This window comes from Corynebacterium sp. MSK006 (assembly GCF_030232385.1).
GTDB classification, from domain to species: Bacteria; Actinomycetota; Actinomycetes; order Mycobacteriales; family Mycobacteriaceae; genus Corynebacterium; species Corynebacterium frankenforstense_A.
Genome location: NZ_JASPJZ010000004.1, coordinates 152,601 through 175,519, shown reverse-complemented (window position 1 = coordinate 175,519; position 22,919 = coordinate 152,601). Strand labels below are relative to the sequence as shown.

The window sequence follows — 22,919 nt, the reverse complement described above, 5'->3', positions numbered from 1 at the left end:
CTTTCCGACGCCGCGCCCGTCACCGTCGCGGCCGCCGCGGCGGCGTCGGCGCCCCGCGCCGCGCGCACCGAGGCAGGCGCCCCACGCCTCACCGTCGGGCGGCGAAGAACTGCGCGAGCAGACCGGCGCACTCCTCGGCGAGCACCCCGGCGCGCACCTGGGGCCGGTGCATCGTGGCGGTGTCGCGCACGAGGTCGAAGGCCGAGCCGCACGCGCCCGTCTTCTCCTCCCAGGCGCCGAAGACCAGCGAGCCGACGCGCGCGCCCACCAGGGCGCCGGCGCACATCGAGCACGGCTCGAGGGTGACCACGAGCTCGCAGTCGGTCAGCCGCCAGTCCCCGCGCGTCTTCGCCGCCGCGCGCAGCGCGAGGACCTCGGCGTGCGCGGTGGGGTCGCCGTCGGCGTCGCGGCGGTTGGTCGCCGCGGCCAGTTCCTCACCGTCCGGCGCGAAGACCACCGCGCCGACGGGCACGTCACCGTCCGGGGTCGTGCGCGCGACCTCGAGGGCCCGGCGCATCCGCTCGCGTGCGCGACGCTCCCCCGTGGCCTCAGGAAGAACAGAGCCCCCGTCCCCGGCCGAACGGGACCCCGGCCCTCCGGCGGCCGCGGAACCGGCACCACCACTGCCCCCGCGCACGGGCGCGCCTGAGCGCCGGGCGCCGGGGGACGGGACGTCGGAAATCGAACTCAATGCTCCGGGATCTCGACCTCGTCGAAGAGCTCGTCGTCGAAGCCGAGCTCCTCGGCGACACGCACGATCTGCTCGCTGGCCCAGGCGTCGAGGTCGTCGGTGATCAGCCCCATGACCTGCTCGGAAAGCCCGAGGTCGGCGAGGATGTCGAAGTCGCCCTCGGCCCAGGGGTCGACGTCCTCGACCTCGTCGGGGTTGAGGTCCGGCACCTCGGCGCCGATCTCCTCGAGCGCGGCGGCGGCGATGTCGTCCTCCACCCCGGCGGTCGCGTCCGAGAGCAGCACGCGGGTGCGGTTCGGCGAGGGGCGCACCACGATGAAGTAGTCGTCGTCCACGCACAGCAGCGCGAACGCGGGCCCCTCGGCGCGCAGCGCACGCACCGCGCGGATCGAGGTGTCCAGGTCGTCGAAGTCGTCGTCGAACTCGCACACGTGCCAGTGTGCGTCCGTCCTGGTCACGGTCACCGCGAAACTGGCGAAGTCCTCGCCCTCGCCGTCGAAGTCCACGTCGTCCGTGGTCTGGGGCTGCATACCGGCAACGGTAGTCGTCTTGTGTCATGCTTGTCAGGTGAGCTCACAACGCATCTCCCGCCCCGTATGCATCCTCGGCCTCGGCCTGATCGGCGGGTCCCTGCTGCGCGACCTCGTGGCCGCCGGCGAGACCGCCTACGGCTACAACCGCTCCCCCGATGCCGTCGAGGAGGCGAAGAAGGAGGGCTTCGACGTCACCTCCTCAATTTCCGACGTCCTGTCCCGCGCCCAGGGCGATGACGCCCTGGTCGTCGTCGCCACCCCCATGGGCGCCGTCGGCGAGATGCTCGACGCCATCGCCGAGCACGCCCCCGACTGCGGCTTCACCGACGTCGTCTCCGTGAAGGGCGCCGTGCTCGACGCCGTGCGCGAGCGCGGCATGGCCGAGCGCTACGTCGGCTCGCACCCGATGGCCGGCACCGCCGAGTCCGGCTGGGAGGCCTCGCACGAGGGGCTCTTCCGCGGGGCGGCGTGGGTGATCGGGTTTGACCTGGCGTGCGGGGCCTCCGGTGCCGGGGCCTCGGGCACCGGCGCCGCGGAGGTCCCGGCCTCCTGGGTGGAGCTGTGGAAGGACGTTGCGACGCTGGCCGGCGTCGTCCACGCCGAGGTCGTGCCCGGCCGCGTCGGGGTGCACGACGCCGCGGTCGCCCGCATCAGCCACATGCCGCACGTCCTCGCCGAGGTGCTCGCCGTGGTCGGCGACCAGGGCGGCGCCCTGGCGCACTCGCTGGCCGCGGGCAGCTTCCGCGACGCCACCCGGGTGGCAGGCAGCGAGCCCGCCCTGGTCCGCGCCATGTGCGAGACCAACGCCGCGGCCGTGGTCGACGTGCTCGACGAGGTCCTCGAGCTGCTCAACGAGGCCCGCGAGTCGCTCTCGTGCCCCGAGCCCGACATCGCCGAGCTCGCCGACGCCGGGCACAGCGCGCGCATCCGGTTCAAGGCCCGCGAGGCCTCCGGGGCGCGCGGCGGCGAGTCGGTCAGCCCGGTGCCGGTCTCCTCGCGCCCGGTGCTGCGCGTGCGCCCGGGTGAGGGCGAGTGGGTCCAGGTGCTCATCCAGGCCGAGTCGCTCGGCGCCCGCGTCGAGGTGTTCTAGGGGTTGGCGTGGGGCGGCCTGGGGTGGTCTGGGGGCGTTCCGCGTGCTCAGTCGACGTGCTCAGTCGGCGCGCCTCGCTCCCCCGGCCGGCGCCGGCCAGCGCCCCGCGCGTGCGGTTTTACCGGGCGCGGGTCGGTAAAAGCGCGCGGATCCGGGCGGGAAACCGTCCCCGCTCCCCCGATTGGCCCCGATGACCGGCCGACCGGACCGGTCAATCAGTCGGCCCACCCGCTGAATCGGGTCACAGACACGAAAATGGACCCCACCTTTCGACGGGGCCCTGATCGTGCGCCCGGAGGGATTCGAACCCCCAACCTTCTGATCCGTAGTCAGATGCTCTATCCGTTGAGCTACGGGCGCAGTCCGTCACCGGGGCTAGCCCCTGCAACGAGGAAATACATTACCCCCGGCCCCCGCGGCCACCAAATCCCCTGCTCACCAGGCAAAAATGCGCCGGCAGGCCCGGCCTTTCGCCCCGGCCCACACACAGACCCGGATCACACACAAAACCAGCCCGCGCAGGACCCTCCCCACGAAACGCAGAACCGGCCCGGACCCCACGAGGGGGCCGGGCCGGAACCGGGGTCACGCAGACCCGACGGTCACCGCACGGACGTCACAACACGATGCCGAAGACCGGGATCGCGATGAAGTACACGGTGATGGTGGTCAGCACGACGGCGATCAGGTTCAGCCAAATGCCACCCTTGATCATGTTGTCGATGCTCACGTAGCCGGAACCGAAGGCGATCGCGTTCGGCGGGGTGGCCACCGGCAGCATGAACGCGCAGGTGGCGGCCAAGGCGACCGGGATGGTCAGCAGCAGCACGTTCTGCTCGTTGCCGCCCTCGGTCAGGCCGATGCCCACGGCCACGCCGGCGAGGATCGGCAGGAAGGTCGCGGCGGTCGCGGTGTTCGAGGTGAACTCGGTGAGGATGAGCACCAGGGCGGCCACGGCGGCCACCAGCAGGATCACCGGCAGGACCTGCAGGCCCTGGGCCAGGTCACCGATCCAGAGCGAGAGCCCGGACTCGGAGAACATCTTGGACAGCGCCAGGCCGCCGCCGAAGAGGAGCAGCACGTCCCACGGCAGGTCGTTGGCGGTCTTCCAGTCCATCAGCTTCACGCCAGGCTTGTAACCGGAGGGCAGGATGAACAGCAGCAGCGAGGCGGCCAGGCCGATCGCGGCGTCGGCGATGGTGACGGACCAGCCGAAGTTGTCGATGAGGATCGGCACGAAGATCCAGCACAGCGCGGCACCGGCGAAGACGATCGCGGTGACGGCCTCGGGCTGGTGCATCTTGCCTAGCTTCTTGATCTCCTCGCGGATGAGCTCCTTGCCGCCGGGGATCTCCTTCATCTCGGGCTTGAACGCGGTGACCAGCACCAGCCACGCGATGATGAGGAAGACCACGGCGATCGGCACGCCGACGAGCATCCACTGGCCGAAGCCAATCTCGATGCCGTGATTGTTGGACATGTAGGCGACGAGCAGGGCGTTCGGCGGGGTGCCGATGATGGTGCCGACCGATCCGATCGACGCCGAGTAGGCGATGGCGAGCATCAGGGCGGTGGCGAAGTTGCGCTGGTTGCGCATGCCGCCGACGGTCTCGGCGGTCAGCTGCAGCACGGACATGCCGATCGGCAGCATGACCACGGCGGTCGCGGTGTTGGAGACCCACATCGACAGGAAGCCGGTGGCCAGCATGAAGCCGAGCACGAGCCGCTTGGGCTGGGTGCCCACGGCGTTGACGACGGTCAGCGCGAGCCGGCGGTGCAGGTTCCAGCGCTGCATGCCGAGCGCGAGGATGAAGCCACCCATGAACAGGAAGATCGTGGGTTCGGCGTAGGAGGAGGAGATCTCGCCGAACTCGATGACCTGGAGCAGCGGGAACGCGACCAGCGGCACCAGGGCGGTGGCGGCCAGCGGGATGGCCTCGGTCATCCACCAGGCGCCCATGAGCACGGCGACGGCGGCGGTGATCCGCATCGCGCTGCCGGTGTAATCGACGCCGTCCTCGGCGTAGGCGTCGTTGATGCGCTCGGCCGCGCCGTCCGGGAAGATCAGGTAGATGACGACGGCCAGCAGCAGGCCGACGATCAGGCCGGTCACCCGCCGGCGGATGTCCTTGAAGTCTGGGGTGCGGGAGTCCTCGCCTACTGCGTGTGAGGAACTCTCTTGGACCTTGGGTGTGGTCATGGCTACGGCGTCCTTCGTGCTGGGGGTCCCGAGTTTTTCCGGGGGTTTTCCCGTGGGTGACCGCGCCTCCCGCCCAGGGAGGCCAGCACCTCCCGCCCGGGGAGGTCAACGGGGTGGACGTCGATATTCTCCACCACCGGCGGTTACGATAATGATCCTAACCACCGGAACACCGGACTCCCAGACGCCTCACACTCCCGCCCCACCTGTCACACATATGCGCAGGTCCGCCCGGTCAGGCGAACCTGGGTGCGGGGGTGGTGCCACCCCCGAAGCGGACGAAATAAATACACCCGGATTTCCGACGTCCCGCCGCTCGCCGCCGGCGCCCACCCGCGCCCATCGCGCAGATCACCCACGGCCCCACACCCCGCCGCGAACCCACCGCACACCTCACCCACCGCCGCTCCCCTGCCACCCGCACCCGCCGCGCGCCGCAGGCGCGCGGCCGCCCCACGCCGGACGGCGCACGGGACGCGCACGGGGTGGGGCGGGACGTCGGCAATCGAAGGTCAGAGGCCGAGCACGGAGATGGCGATGAGGAAGTAGATGATCAGGCCGGTGGCGTCGCAGAAGGTGGAGATGAACGGGTTGGAGAAGACCGCGGGGTCGGCGCCGACGGACTTGGCAACGATCGGCATCGCACCGCCGACGGTCGCGGACATCGTGCACACGGCCAGCAGGGTACAGCCGATCACGGCGCCGATCGGCACGCCGTAGACGAGCGCGGCCAGGCAGAAGCCGATCGCGCCGAGCAGCACGCCCATCATCAGGCCCACGCGCAGCTCGCGCCACATGACCTGCAGGATGTCGCGCTTGCGCACGTCGCCGAGCGCCAGCGCGCGGGTGACCGTCGTGGCCGCCTGGTTGCCGGTGTTGCCGCCGGTGCCCGTGAGCAGCGGGATGAACAGCGAGAGCGTGACCACCTTCGACAGCGTCTCCTCGAAGACGTCGAGGACCTGCACGGTCAGGATCGCCGAGACCGCCAGCACCAGCAGCCACACCACGCGCGAGCGCACCAGCTTGGCCACCGGGGTGGACAGGTAGGGCTGCTGCAGCGGCTCGGAACCGCCGGAGCGCGCGGAGTCCTCGCTGTCCTCCTCCTCGACGATGTCCTGGGCGTCGTCCCAGGTCAGAAGCCCGACGAGGCGGTCGGTGTCGTCGACGACGGGCAGGGCGAGGTAGTCGAGCGGCAGGAACCAGCGGGCGGTGTCCTCGGCGTCGTCGTGCGCGCGGCAGTAGACGGGCTCGTTCATGATCTCGGCCAGGCGCGTGTCGTCGTCGGCGGTGAAGATCTCGGTGAAGGAGCAGAAGCCCTCGAGCTTGCGGTCGTGGGCGACGACGGGCACCGCGTAGATCGTCTCGACGTCCTCGGCGGAGCGGCGCAGCTTCTCCAGCGCCTGCGCGGCCGTCATCGTCGAGTAGATCGTGGCGACCTCGGGGCTCATGCGGCGGCCGACCGAGCCCTTCGGGTAGCCCATGACGACCTCGGTGACGTGCGATTCGCCGGGGTCGAGCTGGCGCAGCAGGGCCTCGGCGATCTCCGCGGGCAGCTCGTCGAGCAGCGAGACGCGGTCGTCGGGGTCGAGCTCGTCGAAGAACTCGTAGATGTCGCGGTTCTGCAGCGCGCCGATCAGGTCGGCCTGGTGGCGCGGGTCGAGCGCGTCGAAGACCTCGATGGAGCGGCGCCGGCTGAGCAGGCGCAGCACCAGGGCCGCGCGGGTGGGGTCGCTGCGCTCGACGAGGGCGACGACGTCCTGGATCGGGGGTTCGGCCAGCCGGGCGGCGAGTTCGTGGGCCTGCTCGGGGCGCAGGCTGTCGGCGCGCAGGATGCGCTTGAGTCCGTCAAGATCCCAGGTTTCGGTGACGCCCACGGCGCACCTCCCGTCTGTCATGGTGCTTGTCCCCCGCCGCGTCCACCGACGCCGCGGCACGAATGAGGCCCCGCGCCCGCCGACTCTAACCGGCGGCCACGAGGCCGTCACTTCATGGTGGTGCGCCCGGAGGGATTCGAACCCCCAACCTTCTGATCCGTAGTCAGATGCTCTATCCGTTGAGCTACGGGCGCGTGGCGGAGACGAGAGGATTTGAACCTCCGGACCTCATCACAAGGTCAACTCCTTAGCAGGGAGCCCCATTCGGCCGCTCTGGCACGTCTCCTGACCGTCCGACTCGAAGTCGGACTGCGTAGAGCCTACCGGAGCGTCGCGTGCGAATTCAAACTTGCTTGACGACGTCCCGGGGCACCCGCCCAGCGCGCACCTGCGGCGTGGGTGGGGGCGGCGCTGTCCGGGCCCCGGGGACTGGGCGGGCGCGGCGCCGGCCGGGCCGGGCGTCCGGTGGTGGGCCCGCCGGGGCGGGCGTCCGGGCGGCGCCGGTGCTTCGGTGCACGCAACCGGTACTAGGGTGAATCCCATGATCCGCCCTGACCTGGACACGCTGCCCTCCTACGCCCCCGGCCGCAAGCTCGCCGACGCCCTGAAGCTCTCCTCCAACGAGGTGACCTTCCCGCCGCTGAAGGCCGCCGTCGACGCGATGGCCGAGGCCGCCGCCGGCGCCAACCGCTACCCCGCCATGCCCGCCGCCGAGCTGACCGCCGCGCTGGCCGACCACCTGAGCCTTTCCCCGGAGCAGGTCACCGTCGGCTGCGGCTCCTCCGCGCTGTGCCTGCAGCTGCTGCAGGCGACCACCCGTGAGGGCGACGAGGTCATCTACCCGTGGCGCAGCTTCGAGGCCTACCCCATCTTCGTGCAGGTCGTCGGCGCGACGTGCGTGCCGGTGGAGCTCACGGAGACCGGCCGACTGGACCTCGACGCGATGGCCGCCGCCGTGACCGAGCGCACCAGCGTGATCTTCGTGTGTAACCCGAACAACCCCTCGGGCCAGACGATCACGCGCGCCGAGTTCGCCGAGTTCATGGACAAGATCCCGGAGCGGGTCACCGTGGCCCTCGACGAGGCGTACTTCGAGTTCAACCGCGCCGAGGACACCCCGGTCGCCACCGAGGAGATCGCCGCGCGGCCGAACGTGGTGGGGCTGCGCACCTTCTCCAAGGCCTACGGCCTGGCCGGCGCCCGCGTGGGCTACGCCTTCGGCGAGCCGGGCATCATCGACGCGATGACCAAGGTCGGGGTGCCTTTCGCGGTCTCCGCCCCGGCGCAGGCCGGCGCGCTGGCCTCGCTGAACTCGGCGGACGCGCTGATGGAGCGCGTCGAGGGGATCGTCGCCGACCGCGACCGGGTCTCCGACGCACTGGGCACCGCGCCGACCCAGGCGAACTTCGTGTGGCTGCCCACCCCGGCCGGCGACGCGGACTACCCGCGGCGGGTCTCCGAGGCGCTGGCCGGGCACGGCGTGGTGGTCCGCGCCTTCCCCGAGGGCGTGCGCGTGACCGTGAGCACGCCCGAGGAGAACGACCGGCTGCTCGAGGCCTGGCGCGCCGCGGGGCTGTAGGTCCCGGGCCGCACCCGGCCGCAGTCCCGGGCCGCACCCGGCCGCGCGAAACCCCCTCACCGCGGCCGGGTTCTCTCCTACACTCACGAGGCATGAGCCACTCCCCCGCCTCCCCCACCCGTGCCGTCATCGTCCGCGAGCTCAAGCAGCCCGCGCAACTGACCGAGGTCGACCTGGACGCCGTCGAGGTCGCCGACGGTGACCTGCTCATCGACGTCGCCTACTCCTCCCTGAACTACAAGGACGCCATGGCGCTGGCCGGCAACCCCGGCATCGTGCGCACCACCCCGCTGATCCCCGGTATCGACGCCGTGGGCACGGTCCTCGAGGCCCCCGGCGGTGAGTTCCGCCCCGGCCAGACCGTCGTCGTCAACGGTGCGGGCCTCGGTGAGCGCCGCGACGGCGGCTATGTCGCACGCACGTCGGCCCCCGCGACGTCGGCAATCGCGGTGCCGGACCGCTTCGACGCGCGCCAGGCCGCCGCGATCGGCACGGCCGGGTTCACCGCGGCGCTGTGCGTGCAGGCGCTGGTCGACCACGGGGTGACCGCCGGCGACGCGCCGGTGCTGGTCACGGGCGCGACCGGCGGGGTGGGCAGCATCGCGCTGCACCTGCTGACCGGGCTGGGCCTGGACACGGTGGCGCTGACCGGGCGGGTCGACGAGCACGGCGACTACCTGCGCGGGCTCGGTGCCGGCGAGATCCTCGACCGCGCCGACTTCGCCGAGCAGGGCAAGCCACTGCAGAAGGCGCGCTTTTCCGGGGTGGTCGACACCGTCGGCTCGCACACGCTGGTCAACGCGGTCGCGCAGCTCAAGTGGGGCGGCGTCACGGCGGCCTGCGGCATGGCGCAGGGCCCGGACCTGCCCGGCTCGGTGCTGCCGTTCATCCTGCGCGGCGTCACGCTGGTCGGCGCGAATTCCGTGGACGCCCCGGCTGAGCTGCGCAAGCGCGCCTGGGCGCTGCTGGCCCGGCACCTGGACACGGAGGTTCTCGAGTCGCTGACCGAGGAGATCGACCTGTCCGAGGTCATCGACGCGGGCTCCGAGCTGCTGGCCGGCCGGCGCCACGGGCGCACGGTGGTACGCGTCGCCGATTGACGACGCCGCGCGGGTCGGCGTTGTGTGAATGGCGCGGGTCGGCGCGTGGTGACGTGAAAAGACCGCCCCGCGGATCCCGGTGGACCCGCGGGGCGGTCGCTCGCGCGGAGGCGGGGGGATTTGAACCCCCGGACGGTTGCCCGTCGCCGGTTTTCAAGACCGGTGCATTCGGCCGCTCTGCCACGCCTCCCTGCCCCCGGAACAATACCGAAGCGGGGCTCGACGACCCGCATGGGCCCGCCCGTGGACCAGGCTGCACCGGCGTCGGGACCGGGTCCGTGCCGGCGTCGGGGCGAGGTCTGCGCCCGGGGGCGGAAACGGTGGCCGCGGCCCCGCGGTCGCCTTTAGGGTGGGGCGGTATGAAGGCCATCACACAAAAGGACCCGAACGACCCGACCTCCCTCGTCCTCGAGGACGTCGCCGACCCGGTGCCCGATGCCGGCGAGATCCTGGTCAAGGTGCACACCGCCGGGGTCAACCGCGGTGACCTGCTCCAGGCCCGGGGCCACTACCCGCCGCCGCCCGGGGCCTCCGAGATCATCGGCATGGAGTGCTCGGGCACCGTCGTTGCGAACGACACCGGTAAAGGGCCTGCGGTCGGCTCCGAGGTCGGCTGTTTGCTGGCCGGCGGCGGCTACGCGGAGCTGGTCGCCGTGCCGGTCGGGCAGACCGCGCCGCTGCCTGCGGGGCTGAGCCTGGCGGAGACCGGCTCGATCATGGAGGTCACCTGCACCGCCTGGTCGAACCTCGGGATGGCCGCCGGCCTGCGCCCCGGCACGGCCGAAGGCAAGAAGGTGCTGGTCCACGGCGGATCCGGCGGCGTCGGCTCCTTCGCGGTGCAGCTGCTGCACGCGCTCGGCTGCGAGGTGGCGGTGACGGCGGGTTCGGCGGAGAAGCTCGAGTACTGCCGTGAGCTGGGTGCCTCGAAGCTAATCAACTACCGCGAGCAGGACTTCGCCGAGGAGCTCAAGGGCTGGGCCGACGTCATCCTCGACATCATGGGCGCGAAGTACCTCAAGGGCAACATCCGGGCGCTCGCGCCGGACGGGCAGCTGGTGATCATCGGGATGCAGGGCGGTACGAAGGCGGAGATCAACCTGGCGCCGCTGCTGCCGAAGCGGCTGACGGTGCGCGGCACGACGCTGCGGGCGCGCCCGGTCGAGGGCAAGGCGGAGATCGTGGCCGACGTGGTGGAGAACGTGTGGCCGCTGATCGCGGACGGGTCGATCACCCACCGCGTGCACGAGACCTTTCCGCTGGCCGAGGCCGCCCGGGCCCACGCCGCGCTCGACTCCGGCGAGGTGACGGGCAAGCTCGCGCTGCGGGTGGAGAGCTGAGGGAGGGGTCTTAGGCCTGTTGACCGGGTATCCGGGGCCGGTTTTCCGGTGAGTCTGGGGCCGGCCCGGGGTCGGCCCGGGCTTTCGGGTCTCCAGCCGAGGTCCGGCGACGCGGTTTTCCGGTCAGCCCGGGGCCGGTCCGACTTTTTGTGTCATCCCAGAACTCCGCTCGGATGCCGACCTGGGGAAACGCGGTTCGTTGAAAGCCCCCATGACACATTTTCCCGGTCCCCCCTGCTATCCCCGGTCGCCCCCTGCTATCCCCGGTCGCCGGTACCTCTCACTCACGCACACTCCCGGAATTCCGCCGACTCACGCACAGTCACGGAGATCCGGCGGCAGATGCCGACTGCCGCTCCCGGTCGGGTACCGGACTCCCCGGTCCCACTGCTCCGGGGACGGTGGCGGGGCCCAGAACCGCCGGTCCACCGGTCTTCCCCTCACCTGGAGCGCCCGGTGGAGGTCCTTCACCCCGAAGAGAGCGCTCGGATCCCGCAGTGTCTCGGCGTCGAGGTGGCGCAGCACCATGCCCAAGTTGTGGAAGCCACGGCTGCGGTGAAGCTCGCGCAGGGCAGTGTTCCTCCCCTCCGCCCCCGTCGTCTTCGCCGCTCCCTCGTATTCCAGGATCATCCCGACGTCCGGGAAGAAGAAGTCCACTCTCCCGATGAACACCCCGTCCCCGTCGAAGATCGACACCTGACGCAGGGGTGCCGGCAGGCCGACGGCGGCGATGTGCAGCGCCGAGATGCTCTCGGCCGGTGATTCGCCGTAGGGAGTGGCGATCTCCCGCGCCTTCCTCGCATACGGCATCCCTGGTGTCCCGGCCAAGAGGTCCAGTTGGACGTCCAGGTCATGTCCGGTCAGCCTCCCCTCGTGCCAGGCGTTCTCGAGAGGAACCAGCCCCGCCGCCGCGCCGTCGAACCGGGCCGCGTCGAGAGCAGCCCGGACCGGGGAGACCACGCGGACCGGCATCCCCGCCACCGTCGTAACGCTCGTCGGGAAAGTGCCACCGGTCTTCGGCCGGTGCAGGCGTACTCCCGGCAGCCGTCTCGGACGGCGGCCCTCGGGAAGGTAGAGGTCGATGCGCATCTGCCCCGGCCCACTCCAGGTCGACAGCCCCATCGCGAGTGCCGCGGCCTGCCCCGTCAGCACACCGCCAGGCACTGCGTGCTGAAGAGCCGCGACTCTGAGGAACAACCTCTGCTTCGGGGTGAGCCGGCGCCAGTCCTTGGAAAGCACATAGGCCCCCTTGGCCAGCTTGATCAACTTCGATTCCCCGTGAGTGTCCCGCCGCCGCAGCTTCTCCTGCTGCCAGGAGGAGAGCCTGTCGGTCAGGATCAGCGCCGCCCCGAAATCCATGACTCCACCCCAGCAGATGATGGGCCGGGAAGGTATCCCCCAAAGTCGGGACTGTGGATACCGCTTCCCGATCACAGCGGTCTTCCACAGGCGAGCGGAGCTATCCCGCGCGGGCCGCCGGCGGGTGCTATCGGCTGTCCTGCCACCGTGGAACGACTCTCCTGCCGCCAGAGAACGGCTCTCGAGCCACCGAGGACCGACTTTTTGTGTCATTCCAGAACTCCGCTCGGATGCCGACTTGGGAAAACGCGGTTCGTTGAAATCCCCCACGACACATTTTCCCGGTTGGGGCGCTTCGCGGCCCCGATCCTGGGCCACCAGGGCACCACTCCGGCGGGGCGCTACACCGGCGGGCCCGAGAAGCAGCAGCCGAACGCCACCGCGATGACCACGAAGGGCGCGGCCACGGCCAGCAGCGCCGCCAGGAACAGGTCGTATTTCTTCCTCGTGACCGCCAGATAGCAGTTCGCGGCGAAGACCCCGACCAGGACCGCGCAGGTCACGATGACGGCCGGCCACCACCAGTCCCGGCCGATGATCCAGAAGAGGTAGCCGACCACGTAGGCGAGGACGGTGAGTCCCCAGCCGATCAGACGAGGCGAGCGGGTCAGCAGAGAATCGCGGTTCGGAGAACCGCCGTCCGAGGAACCACCGTCGGGGCCTTTATCGACCGAATGCGACTCGACCATGGTGCGCCTCCCGGAACATGCGTGCTGCGCTTCTAGGAATAGGCACACAATAAGTGAGCTAGGTCTCGCTCACAAGGGGTCGCGGAGGCACCAGCGCCACGCCCACGGAGCCAACTGCCCCGCTGACCCCGCGGGACCCGCGAGCCCCGACCCAGCGAGGCCAGCGAGGCCACCGCGCCCCGCACCCACAAACCCCGCGGTCTAAGCCAGCGAGGCCACCACGCGGGTCAGGTGCTCGATGTCGTGGCTCTGGTTGAACGGCGCCAGCGAGACCGTCACGGCCCCGCCGACCTCGTCGGCGCCCATGTCGGAGAGCAGCCCGCCGGTCGGCGCGACCGTGGTGACCAGGCCGTTGTCCAGCAGCCGGCGGTGCACCGTCTCGGCGGGCACGCCGCGCACGGCGAAGGAGATCCGCGGCACGCGGTCGACCCGCGAGCCCTGCGCGACCTCGCCGGTGACGCCCAGGATGTGCACCGCGGGCAGCGAGCCGATGAAGGTCACCAGGTCGCGGCTCAGCGAGCGCAGGTAGGCGGCCATCTCGGTCGCCGAGCGCACCAGCCGGTCGCGCCGCGGCCCGCCGGCGCCACCGCGCGCCCCGGAACCGCCGCCGGCACCGGCACCCGAACCCTCCGGGCGCGCCAGCGCCGCGAGGTGCTCCACCAGCGGCGCCACGCCGCCGGCCAGCCCCTCGGAGACGGGGAACTCGAGGCTGCGGTTTGTGCCGCGCTCGGCGGCCGGGTCCACCGGGTCGAGGCGGCGCAGCATCAGCTCGTCGCGGAAGACCAGCGCCGCCAGCTGCGGCCCGCCCAGGCGCGCGAGGTCCACGCCGACGATGTCGGTGCCCCACTCGCCCATGTCCACCGGGCGGTAGGCCGCGTACGTGGTGGCGTCGACGAGCACCCACAGCCGGGCGGCGCGGTGCGCGGCGTCGACGATCTCGGCGACCGGGGTGACGGTGCCCAGAAGCTCGTGCGCCGCGGGCAGCGAGACCAGACGGGTGCCCGGCTCGACCAGGCGCTCGTACTGGTAGGCCGGCAGCTCACCGGTGCCCAGGTCGGGCTGCGCCCAGCGCACGTGGTCGGTGGCGGCGGCGAGCTGGTGACTCAGCTCGGGCCGGTCGAGGTTGGTCAGCAGCACGCTCGAGCCGCGCCGCCACATCGGCCGCATCGCGCGCGCGAGCGTCGCGTAGAGCTGCTCGAGGCTGGAGCCGAGCACGACCTTCTCCGGCGAGGAGCCGACCAGGTCCGCCACGGCCAGGCGCGCGGCCGTCAGGTGGAGCTCGCCTTCGAAGCCGCCGCCGGTGGTGCGCGTGTGCGAGCCGACGCGCCCGGTGGTCGGCGGCAGGGGCGCGGCGGACGTGCGGAAGGCACGCGCGACCCCGGCGGCGACCCGCTCGGGGATCTGGGGCCGGTCGTGCGCGTTCAGGTACGTCCAGCCGTCACCCAGCGACACGTACTGACCGCGCACCTCCGCGACGTCGTAGACCATGGTTCTCCTGACGAGAGTGTGCGCTGTAGTCCCCACCAGTATGCCCGCCCCCGCCCGCCGCGCCACATCGCCAGGTCAGGGCGGGCATGGGTGACGACCAGCACATAATGTGATCCGTCACTGACCGCCATTCACTTTCCGACGTCGCGCCGGGCGACGTCCCCACGCACCCGCGGCGTCGGCGCGCACGACGCCGCGCGGCGCGGCGTCGTCAAGCACGCCACGGCTCACGATCCGCCCACCCCGCCCGCTAGGCTTGGGTGCCGTGCAGGAACAAACACGTACCCAGCAACTGCGCGCGGACCTGGCGCGGATGACGTCGGAGCCCGAGGGCGAGGCCCCCGCCTCGCAGTCGCGCACGATGAAGGCCGCCTGGGCCGACCTGGTCCGGGGGCTCGGCCAGCATGAGCTGTGGCTTTTGCTGGGCTGGCAGGACATCAAGCAGCGCTACCGGCGCAGCGTGCTCGGCCCGCTGTGGATCACCATCGCCACCGGCGTCATGGCGCTCGCCCTCGGCCTGCTGTACTCGGTGCTGTTCAAGGTTCCGATCGCGGAGTTCCTGCCGCACGTGACCGTCGGCCTGATCATGTGGGGGTTCATCTCCGGGTGCATCAAGGAGGGCGCGGACATCTTCATCGACAACGAGGGGCTGATCAAGCAGCTGCCCTCGGCGCTGTCGGTGCACGTCTACCGCCTGGTGTGGAAGCAGACGCTCTTCCTGGCGCACAACATGGTCATCTGGCTGATCCTGGTGCTGATCTTCCCGCGCAACCTGGGCTGGGACCTGCTGCTGGCGATCCCGGCGTTCGCCCTGCTGATCATCAACGGGGTGTGGGTGGCGATGTTCTTCGGCATCGTGGCCACCCGCTACCGCGACATCTCGCCGCTGCTGGAGGCGGGCACGCAGCTGCTCTTCTACGTCACCCCGATCGTGTGGATGACCTCGACGCTGCAGGAGAACATGGCGGAGATGGGCTCGCGGGCCAAGCTCGCCCAGCTCAACCCGCTCTACCACTACCTGGAGATCGTGCGTGCGCCCCTGATCGGCGCCCCGCTGCCCGCCTACCACTGGTGGATCGTCATCGGGTTCACGGTCTGCGGCGTGATCCTGGCGCTGATCGCGATGCGCCAGTGGCGCTTCCGGGTCTCGTACTGGGTCTAGGTCTAGGCGGATAAGGAGCACATCATGGTTTCCATCGACACCCACCACGCGTGCGTGGACTTCCCGATCTTCGACGCGAAGACCCGCTCGCTGAAGAAGGCGTTCCTGGGCGCGGCCGGCGGCGCGATCGGCCGCAACACGGACAACGTGGTCGTCGTCGAGGCGCTCAAGGACGTCAACCTGCACCTGCGCGAGGGCGACCGCGTCGGGCTCGTCGGCCACAACGGCGCGGGCAAGTCGACGCTGCTGCGGCTGCTCTCGGGCATCTACGAGCCGACCCGGGGTTCCGCGACGGTGCGCGGGCGCGTCGCGCCGGTCTTCGACCTGGGAGTGGGCATGGACCCGGAGATCTCGGGGTACGAGAACATCATCATCCGCGGGCTCTTCCTGGGCCAGACGCGGCGGTCGATGAAGAGGAAGATGGACGAGATCGCGGAGTTCTCCGAGCTCGGCGAGTACCTCAACATGCCGCTGCGCACGTACTCGACCGGTATGCGCGTGCGCCTGGCGCTGGGCGTGGTCACCTCGATCGAGCCGGAGATCCTGCTTCTCGACGAGGGCATCGGCGCCGTCGACGCCGCCTTCATGGCCAAGGCGCGCGTGCGCCTGCAGGAGATGGTCAAGCGTTCGGGCATCCTGGTCTTCGCCTCGCACTCGAACGACTTCCTGGCGCAGCTGTGCAACACGGCAGTGTGGATCAACCACGGCGAGGTGCACCGCACGGGCCTGGTCGACGAGGTCGTCGAGGCCTACGAGGGCCCCGAGGCCGGCGCTCACATGCGCCGGATGGTCCGTCAGTTCCAGGGCGAGGACGCCGCCGTGTCCGTGGCTCCCGAGGACGAGGAGGCCCACGCCCGTGCGTTGGGCCTCGCGATTGACGACGCCGCGTCCCCCGCCCCGGGTGCGGACGCGTCCGGTTCCAGCGACGAGGCGTAGGCCGGCTAGCGCCGGCGGGGCCGGCGGGGGAGCCGGCGGATCTCCTCGCCGACTTTCGTTGTTCCGCACCTCAAGCACCTTAGACTCGGTACCACCACAGACTCGGCACGACCACCGCCGGCAGAGGGAGGCGAACCATGTCCAGCCCGACTTCCCCGCTTCGCTACGTCGTCCTCACCCGTGAGGAACCACTCGACGAGATCGACCGCATCCTTGAACGGGTCGGCATGACCGAAGACGAGCTGGGCGAGCTGGGCGAGAGCTCCCTTCTCTCCGAATCCGAGTACACGGATTGGCGGCGCCTCGATGGACCCCGCTGGTTGACGCGGCCCGACGCGGAGTAATCCCGTGAGCGCCAGAGACGATCGAGAGGTTCCCGGCGCCATCAGTGACTTTGTGTCGTCTTTGAACACGTCACTGGAGTTCTTCACTGATTGCCGCGTGGAGCTCGAGATCACCCGGCTCGAGAGCATCAACGACTTCTCTATCGCGCCACCCCAGAACGAAGAGGAGAAGGGCAGGCCGACGTCACAACTTGTCGCGCTCACTGCTTACGACGCGATTGCGGAACACCCGGTCGCGCTTCTGGGGCTTGATCTCAATTTCCGCGGATTCATCAGTGATCGACACGGCGACCTCACGATTCCGCAGTCCACGATCGCTGTGTGGCCACTCGCCAAGCGGAGAGGAACTCAGCTTTTCCGCTACGACTACCTACGCAAACCCGGCAGGGAAATTCCGGCGGCACATCTCCAAGTCGCAGCGCATCGAGATCAGTTCACCCACCTTCTCGGTTTCCCGGGACGAGGAACCCATCGATCCAGGGGACGCGCCAAACGAGACCTTTCCGCCAAAGTCCCCTCGGTCGCCGAATATCATTTCCCGCTCGGAGGCCCTCGCTTTCGCCCCTGCCTCGAAGACATCCTCGAGTCGCTGCGCGCCGAATTCGGTCTGGAGGTCGACACAAACAAGTGGAAAACCACACCTCGAAAAGCTCGTGACGAGTGGCACCGCATCCAGCTGACGGCCGCGATTCTCGACGATCCCCGCGTGGCCGCCGAGATTCTCTCCCGGTACACCAACTCGGAAATCGTCCTCGACGAAGAAAAGCTGCCTCAGCCCCGCTCTCCTCACTCCTGGTAGCTGGCCCGCGCGAAAGCTGAACGGCCCGTAGCCGAAGCCTCCGCAGAGTCCGAGGCCAACAGCTGCGCAGATACTTTTTGGTACACAAATGGCGGTATTTTTATAAATAGCATTCACTTTGGCATATTTACGAAGTGACCTTTGCAATCGCCGATAAATCCCTGAACGCGCTCGCGGCTCAGGTTCACCTCTTTGAGAGGATCTTCTCCATGAAGAAGCGCCTGATCGCCGTCGTCGCCGGCGCCACCATGCTGACCTCCGTCCAGGTCGCGCAGGCCGAGGAGGCCACCCCGGGCACCCCAGGAGAGTTCGCCTCTCACATCGGCGAGATCGTCAATCGGACCCAGAAGTACCCCAACTGGAACCACGGTACGGAGTGCCCCCGCTCTCAAGGGCTCCTGAGAAACCGCTCTCGAGCAGCAGCCGGGCAAGACCACAGATCAGAGCTCAAGGAGCACGACGACTGGCGGACCGCGGTCGGCTCCTCGATCGAGAACGACGCCAAGCAGAACTACCCTGAGGGCACCACCTGGGACATCCTGTGGGGCGTCGGTATCGCCACCGGCATCGTCGCTCCCCTGGGCGCGCTCGTCCAGGGCCTCGGCCTCCCGATCCCGGGCCTAGGCCGTCAACTCGGCTCTTTCGAGTCACCTGTAACCCGGCCCGTCGCTCCCTGCGGCGCGGCGGGGTTTCCTGCAACCACCACCCGTGCAGATGGCCACCTGAGAGCCACCCGGATAATCTTGTAACCCAGTCGTCCCGAAAGGAAGCCCATGAAGAAGCGTCTTCTCGCCGCCGTGATCGCCGGCGCCACCATGCTCTCCACCGTCCAGGTCGCCCAGGCCGCGGACAACGTTCCGCAGTCCACGGCCCCGGGCACCACCGCGGGCGCAGGCGCGAACGACAAAACCGACGCCGAGAAGGACCCCTTTCTCGACGGACTGGACCGCTACGGCAAGCTCCCTGAGATCGGCAAGCTCCGCGAGGAGCACCCCGAGTGGGCCGAGGGCAACGGCAAGAAGACCAGCGAGCCCTTCAACGGCTCTTCGGCGCTAAGCTCTGAGCGCAGCGACCTCGAGAAGGGCAAGGCCGCCGCCGATTGGTGGTCGATCGCCGGTTCCTCGGTGAAGAACGACGCCGAGAAGGACTACAAGGTGGGCACCACCTACGACATCCTGGCCGGCACCGGCATCGCCGCCGCGGTCATCGCCGTGCTCGGCAGCGTCGCCAACTTCTTCCTCAACGGCGGCCAGCTCCCGCCCCTGCCGCAGATCCAGCTGCCCGGTCTCCCGCAGTAGATCCCTCGTCCGCGCCCCCCACGCACGGGCGAGTTGGGCGACCGCCGAGCGGTGCGCCCCGGCCCCACCCACGTCGCGCGGCGCGGGCGGCGCGCCGGCGACCGTGTGCCAGAATTGAGCCCATGGAGATCCCGCCGCTCAACCGCGAAAACCCGACGATGGCCGTCATCGTCACCCACCACCGCGCCGAACTGCTGCGCAACTCGCTGAAGGTCGTCGCGGACCAGACGCACCGCGTCGAGCGGATCATCGTCGTCGACAACGGCAATGAAGAAGCTGTGCGCGACGCCGTCAATCACATCGCCGGGGACCGCGGGGTCTACCTGTCCAGCCGCACCAACCTCGGCGGCGGAGGCGGATTCGCCTACGGGTTCCTCACCGCGCTCGCGCTCGGCGCCGGCGCCGTGTGGTGCGCCGACGACGACGGCCGGCCCGCCGACGAGCACGTGCTGGAGAAGCTCTTCGACGCCGCCGAGGCCCACGGCCTGCACGAGGTCTCGCCCGTGGTCTGCAACATCGACGACACCGACCGGCTCGCCTTCCCGCTGCGTCAGGAGCTGACGTGGAAGCGTCGACGCTCGGAACTCGAGGGCGACCTGGTCGAGGGCATCGCCAGCCTCTTCAACGGCGCGCTGATCTCCGCGCGCACGATGGAGGTCATCGGCGTGCCGGACTACCGGCTGTTCATCCGCGGCGACGAGGTCGAGTACCACCGCCGCCTGGTGCGCTCGGGGCTGTCCTTCGGCACCGCGCTGAACACGGCGTACCTGCACCCGGACGGCTCGGCGGAGTTCCGCCCGATCCTCGGCGGGCGGATGCACACACAGTACCCGGACAACGAGAACAAGCGCTTCTTCACCTACCGCAACCGCGGCTACCTGATGAACCAGCCCGGCATGCGCCGGCTGCTGCCGCAAGAGTACGCGCGCTTCGGCTGGTTCTTCCTGGTGCAGCGTCGCGACCCGAAGGGGTTCCGCGAGTGGCTGCGGCTGCACCGGCTGGGCCGGCGCGAGCACTTCGAGCGGCCCTAGCGGGCGGTGGGGCCGGCCCCGGGCTCGCCGAGCTCCCCGCCCGTCTCGTCCCCGCGGCGCCGCTGCAGGAACAGCGCGGCCGAGGCGCCGAGCAGCACCGCGATCGGGCTGAGCGCCACCAGTTCCGCCACGCGCAGAAAGGTCGCCAGTCCCCCGGTGCCGATGGCCGCCGAGTAGACCAGCGACCACACCGCACGCACCGCCAGGTAGGCCAGCGCGCCGCTGAGCGCGATGCGCGCGTGCCCGCGGCGCTTGCCGGAGGTGCGCCGGAAGATGAACCAGGACACCGTAGCCAGGCCCAGGCCCGCGGCGACGCCGATGAACTCGACGCTGGCCATCACCCAGCTGATCGAGCTGCGCACGCCGCTGCCGAGCTCCGCGAACGAGTCGCCCATGAGCACGACGACGACCACGGCCAGGACGGCGGAGAGCACCCCGGCGCAGACCAGCTCGGCCCGGCGCGCGCGCACGGCGGTCATCGGCGGCTCCTCTCCTCGTGTTCCCGACCCGGTGATTCCTCCCCGAGACTACCGGGCGGGACGCGAGAGGTCAGATCAGCGGGCGCCGCGGAAGATGATGGTGCGCTGGATGACGAAGTTGGCCACCGTGGCCGTGCCCTGAGAGACGACGAACGCGATCAGCGTGGACAGCCAGTCCGGCAGCCCCCAGCCGGCCAGCAGGATGAAGCCGTACTTGTAGCCGCCGACGTTGATCAGGTACGTCACGCTGTAGAGCAGGCAGACCGCCAGGAAGCGGCGGACGGAAGGCTCGGCGCGGAAGGTCCAGCGCCGGTTGATCATGTAGGCGCTCAGCGTGCCGAAGATGAAGCCGACCGTGCGCGAGACCGCCAGGCTCTGCCCGAACAGGTACTGCATCACGGCGGTGAAGCTCAGGTCCACCACCGCCGAGGCGACGCCCGAGATGATGAAGCGGACCGCCTGGGTGCGCAGGCTGGATTCGTCGGTGCCCTTGATCACGGTCGTCTGCCTGCCTGAGTGGTGCTCCTCGTGGCCGGTCGGTTCGGTGCGGGAGTCGTCCTCACGTGCGTCGCGCATGGTGGGAAAGCCTAGTCCACCGGGGCCGCACCGCCCGCGAGCAGCGCACGGTAGAGGTCCAGGCGGCCGACCGGCGGGAGGCGGTCGGGGCCGTAGCCGCCGTGCGCGGCGAGCCGGTCGAGCGAGTGCCGGCACAGCCCACGGATCTCGTCGGCCTCCAGGTTGCCGCCGCCGGGGGCGGTCCAGCCGAGGGCGGCCATCGTGGTGGTGATCACTTCGTCGGTCAGTTCCTCGTCGGACAGGCACGTCAGCGCCAGCACGGTCGCCCAGAAGGCGTCGGCGCCGCGCTGGTCCTGCTCGAGGGGCAGCTCGGCGAGCGGCACGAGCTCGGGCGCGGCGTCGTCTGCGCCGGGCCCCGCGCCAGTGCGCGTACGGGCGCGGGGCGGGACGTCGTCAATCCGCTCCGCCGCGGTGAGGTCGAGGGCCTGCAGCAGGGGCACGAAGTCGAAGAGCCCGCTGCGCGAGATCAGCCCGCGCACCTGCGGGTGCACCGCCGCGAGGACGTCGGTGATCGTCTCCGCGCCGGTCAGGCGTGCGTTGATGCCCGGCAGGTCGAAGGGCGCGCCGGTGAAGCTGCCGTAGCCGCCGACGCACAGCGCGTCCGGGGTGGCCGCGTCGCGCGGGAAGCCGCCGACCACGGTCACGGGCACGGCCCACAGGCCCCAGTGGTAGGTGACCTCGTCGTCCTCCTCGGCGAGGTGGAGGTGGAGCTCGTCGTCGCCGTGGAGTTCCTCGTCGTCGCCGGGGGCGGTGTCGGCGGCCGCGGGGCCGAACCACCAGGCCACGGTGCCGTCGCCGGTGGCCTCGGGGGTGTCGAAGCCGAGGCAGACGTCCAGGATCTGGTGCAGGTCGAACAGGTGCAGGTGGTCGTTGACGCCGATGTGGCGGTAGACCTCCCCCTGGCTCTCCGCCCCCGCGACGCGCAGCACCACGGTGCGCGCGGCCGGGTCGTCGCGGGGCCCGCGGCTGCGCTCTCGACGCGCGGCTGCCAAATCGACGACGGTGTCGTCGTCGATCCCGTGGCGGACGCCGGCCGGAGACGGTGACATGAGCCCCAGCGTAGCCGCGTCCGGCCGCCTCCCGCCGGGGCGAAACCCGGGGGCCGGCCGGGGTGCGGCAGGCTCGTGGGCATTTTGGGTGGGTTTGTCGGATCGGCCCGGTATTTCCCCAGGTCAGATTCCGGCCGTCCGCGCAAACTGCAACAAAATGCCCAGGGTGGCCCGGGATCTGGAACCAGGTCAGGGGCCAGCCCAGCCCCTGCCAGGCCAGCCCAGCCCCTGCCAGGCCAGCCCAAACCCCTACCCCAGCTCGGGCAGGGGGATCGGGCGCACCGACTTACCGAACTCGTCCTTCAGGAAGGCCCGCGAGCGCCGCTTGTTCTCCACCGCGCGCCACCCGTCGACCACGTCGGCCACCGCGCGCGCCAGCGCCCAGCAGGCCTTCGCCCCCGGCTCCCCGTGGTAGGCCTCGGCGAGGTGCCCCGGGTCCGGGACCTCGACCTTCGGCAGCAGCAGCCCCTTGGCCTGCGGGTTCTTCTCCTTGTTCGCCGCGACGGCCGCGCTGATCTCCTTGGCCGCCGCGCGGATCGGCTCGACCAGCGCCGGCAGGACCCCGGCACCGGAGCCGGGTAGCACGCCGGCGGCCGTGGGAAAGTCAAGCCCCCGCTCCACCGCGGCCTCCGTGCGCGCGACGACCGTGCCCGTGAGCAGGTCGTCCAGCCGGTCCGGGTCCACGTCACCGTCGCCCTCCGAGAGCACCCACGCCCCCGAGAGGATCGCCGCCGGCGAGGAGAAGTCCGGGTTGGTCTGCACGTGCCAGACCACGGTGCGCGCCTCCCCGGCGTCGACGACGGCGATGACGGGGTGCTCGGCGGGGGCGGCGTTCTCAGCCGCGGTCTCTGCGGCGGTGGTCTCAGGCGACGTCATGGCTCCCGACGTTACCGCCCCGACCCCGCTAGCCTGGATGCCATGTCCGAGATCAGCCACGACGAACGCCACGGCGTCCACGAGGCCGCGCAACGCACCAACCTGCCGCTCGACGACTTCATGGTGCGCCTGGTCGCCCAGGAGCTGCCCATGGTGGACACCACCAGCCAGTCCCTGGTGCTCAAGGAGCTCCGCGAGTACTCCGGGCCCACGATCACCAGCCAGGAGGAACTGCCCGAACCCGTGCGCCGTCTGCTGGACCTCTGAAGCCCGATTGCCGACGTCGCGCCCCTCCCCGCCGGCGGTTCCCGCCCCCGTAGGTGGGCACCACCCCAGGGGCGGGCCCGCCGCGGGCGGGCACCGCACCACGGCGGGAACAACCCAGTGACGGAACGCACCGCACCACCCGGAGGGTGGCGCAGAGCTCAT

23 protein-coding genes and 4 tRNA genes are annotated in these 22,919 nt (G+C 70.5%); 12 read left to right on the top strand and 15 right to left on the bottom strand.

The features are described 5' to 3' along the window. Window positions 1-88: 88 nt before the first annotated feature. Complete coding sequence (locus QQA02_RS04270; protein WP_284773868.1) at window positions 89-517, bottom strand: nucleoside deaminase; 429 nt, start codon at window positions 515-517, stop codon at window positions 89-91. Between the two features lie 170 nt (window positions 518-687). After that, entirely contained in the window at window positions 688-1,221 is a 534-nt protein-coding gene (locus QQA02_RS04265; RefSeq protein ID WP_284773869.1) for a tRNA adenosine deaminase-associated protein, read from the bottom strand. A 37-nt stretch (window positions 1,222-1,258) separates the two neighbouring features. Here QQA02_RS04265 and QQA02_RS04260 point away from each other — a divergent pair, with 37 nt between their 5' ends. Next, window positions 1,259-2,314: a prephenate dehydrogenase gene (locus tag QQA02_RS04260; RefSeq protein ID WP_284773871.1), complete on the top strand. Its 1,056-nt coding sequence runs from the start codon at window positions 1,259-1,261 to the stop codon at window positions 2,312-2,314. A 287-nt stretch (window positions 2,315-2,601) separates the two neighbouring features. Here QQA02_RS04260 and QQA02_RS04255 read toward each other — a convergent pair. The 5 genes from QQA02_RS04255 to QQA02_RS04235 all read right to left on the bottom strand — a co-directional run bounded on the left by QQA02_RS04255 (window position 2,602) and on the right by QQA02_RS04235 (window position 6,674). Beyond that, window positions 2,602-2,674: transfer RNA gene (locus QQA02_RS04255), tRNA-Arg, on the bottom strand. 256 nt (window positions 2,675-2,930) lie between these two features. Continuing rightward, window positions 2,931-4,514: an SLC13 family permease gene (locus QQA02_RS04250; protein WP_284773873.1), complete on the bottom strand. Its 1,584-nt coding sequence runs from the start codon at window positions 4,512-4,514 to the stop codon at window positions 2,931-2,933. 512 nt (window positions 4,515-5,026) lie between these two features. Further along, the gene (gene mgtE, locus QQA02_RS04245; protein WP_284773875.1) at window positions 5,027-6,388 is read right to left on the bottom strand and encodes a magnesium transporter; all 1,362 of its coding nucleotides are present in this window, start codon (window positions 6,386-6,388) and stop codon (window positions 5,027-5,029) included. A gap of 118 nt (window positions 6,389-6,506) precedes the next feature. Next, window positions 6,507-6,582: transfer RNA gene (locus QQA02_RS04240), tRNA-Arg, on the bottom strand. Window position 6,583: 1 nt separating this feature from the next. Continuing rightward, window positions 6,584-6,674, bottom strand: a tRNA-Ser gene (locus tag QQA02_RS04235). 255 nt (window positions 6,675-6,929) lie between these two features. Between QQA02_RS04235 and QQA02_RS04230 the strand changes: the two genes are divergently transcribed. Both QQA02_RS04230 and QQA02_RS04225 read left to right on the top strand, forming a co-directional pair. After that, entirely contained in the window at window positions 6,930-7,967 is a 1,038-nt protein-coding gene (locus tag QQA02_RS04230; protein WP_284773877.1) for a histidinol-phosphate transaminase, read from the top strand. 92 nt (window positions 7,968-8,059) lie between these two features. Further along, window positions 8,060-9,067: an MDR family oxidoreductase gene (locus QQA02_RS04225; RefSeq protein WP_284773878.1), complete on the top strand. Its 1,008-nt coding sequence runs from the start codon at window positions 8,060-8,062 to the stop codon at window positions 9,065-9,067. A gap of 105 nt (window positions 9,068-9,172) precedes the next feature. Here QQA02_RS04225 and QQA02_RS04220 read toward each other — a convergent pair. After that, window positions 9,173-9,257, bottom strand: a tRNA-Ser gene (locus QQA02_RS04220). 169 nt (window positions 9,258-9,426) lie between these two features. On the opposite strand from QQA02_RS04220, the gene QQA02_RS04215 reads away from it, so the two are divergent. Beyond that, window positions 9,427-10,404, top strand: a complete 978-nt coding sequence (locus QQA02_RS04215) for an NAD(P)H-quinone oxidoreductase (RefSeq protein WP_284773879.1) — start codon at window positions 9,427-9,429, stop codon at window positions 10,402-10,404. A 312-nt stretch (window positions 10,405-10,716) separates the two neighbouring features. On the opposite strand, the gene QQA02_RS04210 is transcribed toward QQA02_RS04215, so the two are convergent. The 3 genes from QQA02_RS04210 to QQA02_RS04200 form a co-directional block, all read right to left on the bottom strand. Next, window positions 10,717-11,763: a hypothetical protein gene (locus tag QQA02_RS04210; protein WP_284773880.1), complete on the bottom strand. Its 1,047-nt coding sequence runs from the start codon at window positions 11,761-11,763 to the stop codon at window positions 10,717-10,719. A gap of 341 nt (window positions 11,764-12,104) precedes the next feature. Beyond that, entirely contained in the window at window positions 12,105-12,452 is a 348-nt protein-coding gene (locus QQA02_RS04205; RefSeq protein ID WP_284773881.1) for a hypothetical protein, read from the bottom strand. A 201-nt stretch (window positions 12,453-12,653) separates the two neighbouring features. After that, entirely contained in the window at window positions 12,654-13,940 is a 1,287-nt protein-coding gene (locus tag QQA02_RS04200) for an aminotransferase class V-fold PLP-dependent enzyme (protein ID WP_284773883.1), read from the bottom strand. A 313-nt stretch (window positions 13,941-14,253) separates the two neighbouring features. Between QQA02_RS04200 and wzm the strand changes: the two genes are divergently transcribed. The 7 genes from wzm (at window position 14,254) to glfT1 (ending at window position 19,510) form a co-directional block, all read left to right on the top strand. Then, window positions 14,254-15,102 (top strand): galactan export ABC transporter permease subunit Wzm/RfbD, encoded by an 849-nt coding sequence (wzm, locus tag QQA02_RS04195; protein WP_083666743.1) that lies wholly within the window; start codon window positions 14,254-14,256, stop codon window positions 15,100-15,102. 24 nt (window positions 15,103-15,126) lie between these two features. Next, window positions 15,127-16,038, top strand: a complete 912-nt coding sequence (gene wzt, locus QQA02_RS04190; protein ID WP_284863375.1) for a galactan export ABC transporter ATP-binding subunit Wzt/RfbE — start codon at window positions 15,127-15,129, stop codon at window positions 16,036-16,038. A gap of 137 nt (window positions 16,039-16,175) precedes the next feature. Continuing rightward, window positions 16,176-16,382, top strand: coding sequence for a hypothetical protein (locus QQA02_RS04185; RefSeq protein ID WP_284773887.1), 207 nt, complete (start codon window positions 16,176-16,178; stop codon window positions 16,380-16,382). 4 nt (window positions 16,383-16,386) lie between these two features. Further along, window positions 16,387-17,181: a hypothetical protein gene (locus QQA02_RS04180; protein WP_284863374.1), complete on the top strand. Its 795-nt coding sequence runs from the start codon at window positions 16,387-16,389 to the stop codon at window positions 17,179-17,181. A 134-nt stretch (window positions 17,182-17,315) separates the two neighbouring features. Further along, window positions 17,316-17,930 (top strand): hypothetical protein, encoded by a 615-nt coding sequence (locus QQA02_RS04175; protein ID WP_284863373.1) that lies wholly within the window; start codon window positions 17,316-17,318, stop codon window positions 17,928-17,930. Window positions 17,931-17,954: 24 nt separating this feature from the next. After that, window positions 17,955-18,479 (top strand): hypothetical protein, encoded by a 525-nt coding sequence (locus tag QQA02_RS04170; protein ID WP_284773893.1) that lies wholly within the window; start codon window positions 17,955-17,957, stop codon window positions 18,477-18,479. 122 nt (window positions 18,480-18,601) lie between these two features. Continuing rightward, window positions 18,602-19,510: a galactofuranosyltransferase GlfT1 gene (glfT1, locus tag QQA02_RS04165; RefSeq protein WP_284863372.1), complete on the top strand. Its 909-nt coding sequence runs from the start codon at window positions 18,602-18,604 to the stop codon at window positions 19,508-19,510. On the opposite strand, the gene QQA02_RS04160 is transcribed toward glfT1, so the two are convergent. The 4 genes from QQA02_RS04160 to QQA02_RS04145 form a co-directional block, all read right to left on the bottom strand. Beyond that, window positions 19,507-19,989, bottom strand: a complete 483-nt coding sequence (locus QQA02_RS04160) for a hypothetical protein (protein WP_284863371.1) — start codon at window positions 19,987-19,989, stop codon at window positions 19,507-19,509. The genes glfT1 and QQA02_RS04160 overlap by 4 nt on opposite strands. A 75-nt stretch (window positions 19,990-20,064) precedes the next feature. After that, window positions 20,065-20,565: a GtrA family protein gene (locus tag QQA02_RS04155; RefSeq protein ID WP_284773899.1), complete on the bottom strand. Its 501-nt coding sequence runs from the start codon at window positions 20,563-20,565 to the stop codon at window positions 20,065-20,067. An 11-nt stretch (window positions 20,566-20,576) separates the two neighbouring features. Further along, window positions 20,577-21,614: a hypothetical protein gene (locus QQA02_RS04150; RefSeq protein WP_284863370.1), complete on the bottom strand. Its 1,038-nt coding sequence runs from the start codon at window positions 21,612-21,614 to the stop codon at window positions 20,577-20,579. A 249-nt stretch (window positions 21,615-21,863) separates the two neighbouring features. Further along, a complete protein-coding gene (locus QQA02_RS04145; protein ID WP_284863368.1) occupies window positions 21,864-22,490 on the bottom strand; it encodes a hypothetical protein in 627 nt (208 codons plus the stop codon). 42 nt (window positions 22,491-22,532) lie between these two features. Between QQA02_RS04145 and QQA02_RS04140 the strand changes: the two genes are divergently transcribed. Further along, a complete protein-coding gene (locus tag QQA02_RS04140) occupies window positions 22,533-22,757 on the top strand; it encodes a hypothetical protein (RefSeq protein WP_284773904.1) in 225 nt (74 codons plus the stop codon). The last annotated feature ends 162 nt before the right edge of the window (window positions 22,758-22,919 follow it).